This is a genomic window from Phenylobacterium sp. (assembly GCF_030698145.1).
Taxonomy (GTDB): Bacteria; Pseudomonadota; Alphaproteobacteria; order Caulobacterales; family Caulobacteraceae; genus Phenylobacterium.
Window position 1 is genome coordinate 1 of sequence record NZ_JAUYNW010000077.1, and the last position, 4087, is coordinate 4087.

Consider the following 4087-nt stretch of genomic DNA (forward strand, 5'->3'; position numbering starts at 1 on the left):
CCGCCGGACCCAAGCTCCCCCACGGGCTGTGAACCTAGGTGGCGACGGTCTCGACGGTGCGGCGGCCGGCCGCTGGCGTGATGAGCGCCTCGGCCGGCCGCTCTGCAAATCTAGCGCAAGCCAAATACACGAGGTGGATCGTCGCCTCTTCGCGACGAGACGGAGGGGGTTGCAGCCCACAAACAAGAGTCAAAGTCCCCCTCAGTCAGCTTCGCTGACAGCTCCCCCAGAAGGGGAGCATCTGGGTTGGTTCAGTCCTCCGAATAAGGCTTCACCCGCCGCTTGAACGGCTTGCGGGCCATCTCGGTCTTCTCGCCCTTGGCCTTGGCGGCGATCTCCTTGAGCTTCACCGCCTGGAGGGCCGAGAGCGCCTCGCCCGGCGCGCCCTTTTCGGGGTCGCCGAAGGCGCGGCCATAGGTCTTCACCCGGTCTTCCACAGAGCCCAGGAACTCGCCTTCCCAGTCGGAGAGCTTGACGTCCGCGCGGTCCGCCTGGCGACGGACGCGTTTCAGGGCGTTCAGCGCGGCCCGTTGGGCCTGCGCCTTGCGATCTGGCGGGGTTCTCTTCAAATCTCTCCCATCGCCGCGAGATAGAGGTCGAGGATGGCCTCTTCCTCCAGGCGCTTGGCGCGGTCCTGCTTACGGATGCGGACCACCTTGCGCAGGATCTTGACGTCGAAGCCGTTGCCCTTGGCCTCGGCGAAGACCTCCTTGATCTGCTCGGCGATCTCGGACTTCTCCTGCTCCAGCCGCTCGATGCGCTCGATGATGCTCTTCAGCTGGCCCTGGGCGGCCTGGTTCAGGATGTCGCCGTGGGCGTTGTCGTCGGACATGGGCAAAACGTCTCACAAGTCGGGGAGGTCGGAAAGCGCGGGACCCTAGCGGCGCGGCCGGCGCCTGTCATCCGCCCGCTGAACCTTCACCGCCGGGAAGCCGTTCATGACGCACCCACCTGGAGATTCCCATGCCCAGCAGCAAGGCCCGCCCCACCCAGTCGGAGGCCGAGGCCGCCGTCCGCACCTTGATCCAATGGGCCGGAGACGATCCCGACCGCGAAGGCCTGCTGGAGACCCCGGCGCGGGTGGCGCGGGCCTACAGGGAGCTGTTCTCCGGCTATGAGAGCGACCCCACTGAGTATCTGGCGCGGACCTTCGAGGAGGTCGGCGGCTATGACGAGCTGGTCGTGCTGCGCGACATCCGGGTGGTCAGCTTCTGCGAGCACCACATGCTGCCGTTCCTGGGCAAGGCCCATGTGGGCTATCTGCCGCGCGACCGGGTGGTGGGAATCTCCAAGCTGGCCCGGGTGGTCCACGGCTTCGCGCGGCGCCTGCAGATCCAGGAGAAGCTGACCGCCGAGATCGCCGGGGCCATCGACGACGTCCTCAAGCCCAAGGGCGTCGGCGTAGTGATCGTCTCCGAGCACAGCTGCATGACCATGCGCGGGGTGAACACGCCGGGCGCGCGTCTGACCACCAGCCACCTGACCGGCGAGGTGCGCGACGATGCGCGGACCCGGCAGGAGTTCTTCGAACTGGTGCGGAACGGCTAGAGCAGCCCGCGCGCTTCCAGCGCCGGGCGCAGGGCCGACGGATCGGTGAAGTGGTGGGCGTCGAAGCCGAAGGCGCGGGCGGCGAGGATGTTCTTCTCGCTGTCGTCGACGAACAGGACCCCGGCGGGCTTGAGCCCGAACCGCTCGCAGGCCAGCGCATAGAAGGCCGGATCGGGCTTCATCACGCCGTCATGGGCCGAGACCACATAGGCCTTCAGCCGCGCGAAGGCCGGGCTCATGGCGATCGTGCCGGGGAAGGTCTCGTGGGACATGTTGGTCACGCCGTACTGCGGGACGCCTGCCTCATGCAGGGCTTCGATGGCGGACTCGGTCTCGGCGATGGGTCCGGAGAACATGTCCCACCATCGGGTCTCCCAGACGTGGATCGCCTCGGCGTATTCGGGGAACTGCTCGAGCAGGGGCGCGCGGTTGTCGGCGAAGGTCACGCCGCGGTCGTGCGCGGTGTGCCAAGCCATGGTGCAGACATGCGAAAGGAACCGGTCGCATTGGGCCGGTTCCTTGAAAAACTTGGCGTAGAGCGTGCGCGGGTCCCAGCGCACGATGACATTGCCGATGTCCCAGAGGACGGCTTTCACAGCCGCCCTAGGCATCTCAGCCTTGCTTGGCTTTGAAGCGCGGGTTCGTCTTGTTGATGACGAAAATCACGCCCTTGCGACGCACCAGCTTACAATCGCGATGGCGAGTCTTGAGCGTCTTGAGCGAGCTTCTGACCTTCATGGACCTATCTCACGCGCCGGCTTTTGAGGGCCGGGGTTATCTACAGAGCGGGCGCGTATACGGGGCAAGCGCTTTTGAGTCAACGGCTGACGGCCTTGTGATTGGGGAAGCGCGCGGGCGCCGCTAGGCTTGGAGCATGGACCGCCGCCTCTTCCTCCTTCTGCTCGTGGCCGGCTGCGCCGACACTTCCACCGAGTTCAAGCCGGTGACGGGTTCGCCCTTCCCGGCCCCGCCGCCGCCCGCGCCGGCGCCCGCGCCGGCGTCGCAGCCCGATCCCGCCTCCTCGGGCGACGCAAGCTTCGACGAGTGGCGCGGACAGTTCCGCAACCGCGCCGTGGCCGCGGGCCTGCCCACCGGCCTGCTGGACCGCGAGCTGGCGGGCCTGACGCCCAATCCGCGGGTGATCAGCCTGGACTCCGCCCAGCCCGAATTCTCCAAGCCCGTGGGCGACTACATCAAGGGCACGGTGAGCGACGACCGTATCGCGCGCGGCCAGCGCTACCGGGCCGAGTTGCCGTTCTGGGGCGGGGTCGAGCAGCGCTTCGGCGTGCCGCGCGACATCTTGATCGCGGTTTGGGCCATGGAGAGCGGCTTCGGCGCGATCCAGGGCGATTTCGACGTGGTCCGATGCATGGCCAGCCTGGCCTTCCACGGCCGCCGCCGCGCCTTCGCCGAGGGCGAGCTGATCGCAGCGCTGAAGATCATCCAGTCGGGCGAAGCCGACCGCGGCCGGCTCAAGGGCTCCTGGGCCGGCGCCATGGGCCAGACCCAGTTCCTGCCGTCCAACTATCTGGCCACGGCGGTCGATGGCGACAGCGACGGGCGGCGCGACATCTGGGGCTCCAGCAACGACGCGCTCGCCTCGGCGGCCAACCTGCTGGCCAAGGGCGGCTGGACGCGCGGCGAGGGCTGGGCGCGGGAGGTCTCAATCCCTCCGGGCTTCGACTACAGCCTGACCGAGGGCCCGCGCGAGACGCCGGACTGGTGGGCGGAGCTGGGCGTGAAGCCGGCAGACGGCAAGGGCTGGTCGGCGTCCGACCGCGCCGCCAAGGCCATGCTGGCGGCGCCGGCCGGCGCGAGCGGCCCGGTCTTCCTGCTGCTGCCCAACCACTTCGCGATCCGCAAGTACAACAACTCCACGGCCTACGCGCTGGGGATCGGGCTACTGGCCGACCGCTTCAGCGGCGGCGGACCCCTGGCGCGGGCCTGGCCCATCGAGACGCCCCTGGGGATCGGCGACCGCATCGCCGCCCAGACCGCGCTGGCGCGGCTGGGCTTCAGTCCGGGCGAGCCGGACGGGGTGGTGGGTATCAACACCCGCGGCGCCCTGCGCGCCTGGCAGAAGGCCCGCGGGATCATCGCCGACGGCTATCTCTCCATGGAGATGGTGCGGCGCCTGAATGTCGAGGTCGGCGCCCTGCCGCCAGGGGGCTAGCCAGAGAGCAGATGCTCCCCCGCTGGGGGAGCTGTCAGCGAAGCTGACTAAGGGGGACTTTGACTCTTGCTGGGGGCTTCAACCCCCTCCGTCTCGCCGCCCAAGGAGGCGGCGATCCACCTCCCCCGAACCGCGCTTCGCGCTGGGGGAGGATCTCGCCATCAGTCGAGGTGGTAGATGCGCGCCGCGTTGCCGTGGACGATCTTCTCCACATCGGCCCGCGCGACGCCCTCGAAGGCTTCTTCCATGTAGAGCGCCGGATAGGTCGCCGAGGTGGCGGGCCCCGGGCTCATGCTGGTGGGATGCGGGAAGTCGGTCTCGTAGAGGATGTTGTTCGCGCCGATGATGTCGATGGTCGGCTTCAGG

7 protein-coding genes are annotated in these 4087 nt (G+C 68.4%); 2 read left to right on the forward strand and 5 right to left on the reverse strand.

The window, feature by feature from the left end; genetic code table 11:
• Positions 1-251: 251 nt before the first annotated feature.
• Positions 252-569: a hypothetical protein gene (locus Q8Q77_RS11075; protein WP_305583632.1), complete on the reverse strand. Its 318-nt coding sequence runs from the start codon at positions 567-569 to the stop codon at positions 252-254.
• The gene (locus Q8Q77_RS11080) at positions 566-832 is read right to left on the reverse strand and encodes a DUF2312 domain-containing protein (protein WP_305583633.1); all 267 of its coding nucleotides are present in this window, start codon (positions 830-832) and stop codon (positions 566-568) included. The genes Q8Q77_RS11075 and Q8Q77_RS11080 overlap by 4 nt, the downstream gene beginning before the upstream one ends.
• 131 nt (positions 833-963) lie before the next feature.
• On the opposite strand from Q8Q77_RS11080, the gene folE reads away from it, so the two are divergent.
• Positions 964-1548 carry a GTP cyclohydrolase I FolE gene (gene folE / locus Q8Q77_RS11085; RefSeq protein WP_305583634.1) on the forward strand — a complete coding sequence of 195 codons (585 nt, stop codon included), beginning with the start codon at positions 964-966 and terminating at the stop codon, positions 1546-1548.
• Here folE and Q8Q77_RS11090 read toward each other — a convergent pair.
• Both Q8Q77_RS11090 and ykgO read right to left on the reverse strand, forming a co-directional pair.
• Complete coding sequence (locus Q8Q77_RS11090; protein WP_305583635.1) at positions 1545-2159, reverse strand: HAD family phosphatase; 615 nt, start codon at positions 2157-2159, stop codon at positions 1545-1547. The two genes, folE and Q8Q77_RS11090, sit on opposite strands and share 4 nt — an antisense overlap.
• Position 2160: 1 nt before the next feature.
• Positions 2161-2286, reverse strand: a complete 126-nt coding sequence (gene ykgO, locus Q8Q77_RS11095; RefSeq protein WP_254835668.1) for a type B 50S ribosomal protein L36 — start codon at positions 2284-2286, stop codon at positions 2161-2163.
• Between the two features lie 136 nt (positions 2287-2422).
• Between ykgO and Q8Q77_RS11100 the strand changes: the two genes are divergently transcribed.
• Entirely contained in the window at positions 2423-3721 is a 1299-nt protein-coding gene (locus Q8Q77_RS11100; protein WP_305583636.1) for a lytic murein transglycosylase, read from the forward strand.
• A gap of 161 nt (positions 3722-3882) precedes the next feature.
• On the opposite strand, the gene Q8Q77_RS11105 is transcribed toward Q8Q77_RS11100, so the two are convergent.
• A partial coding sequence (locus tag Q8Q77_RS11105) for an amidohydrolase family protein (RefSeq protein WP_305583637.1) occupies positions 3883-4087 on the reverse strand: 205 nt, incomplete at its 5' end.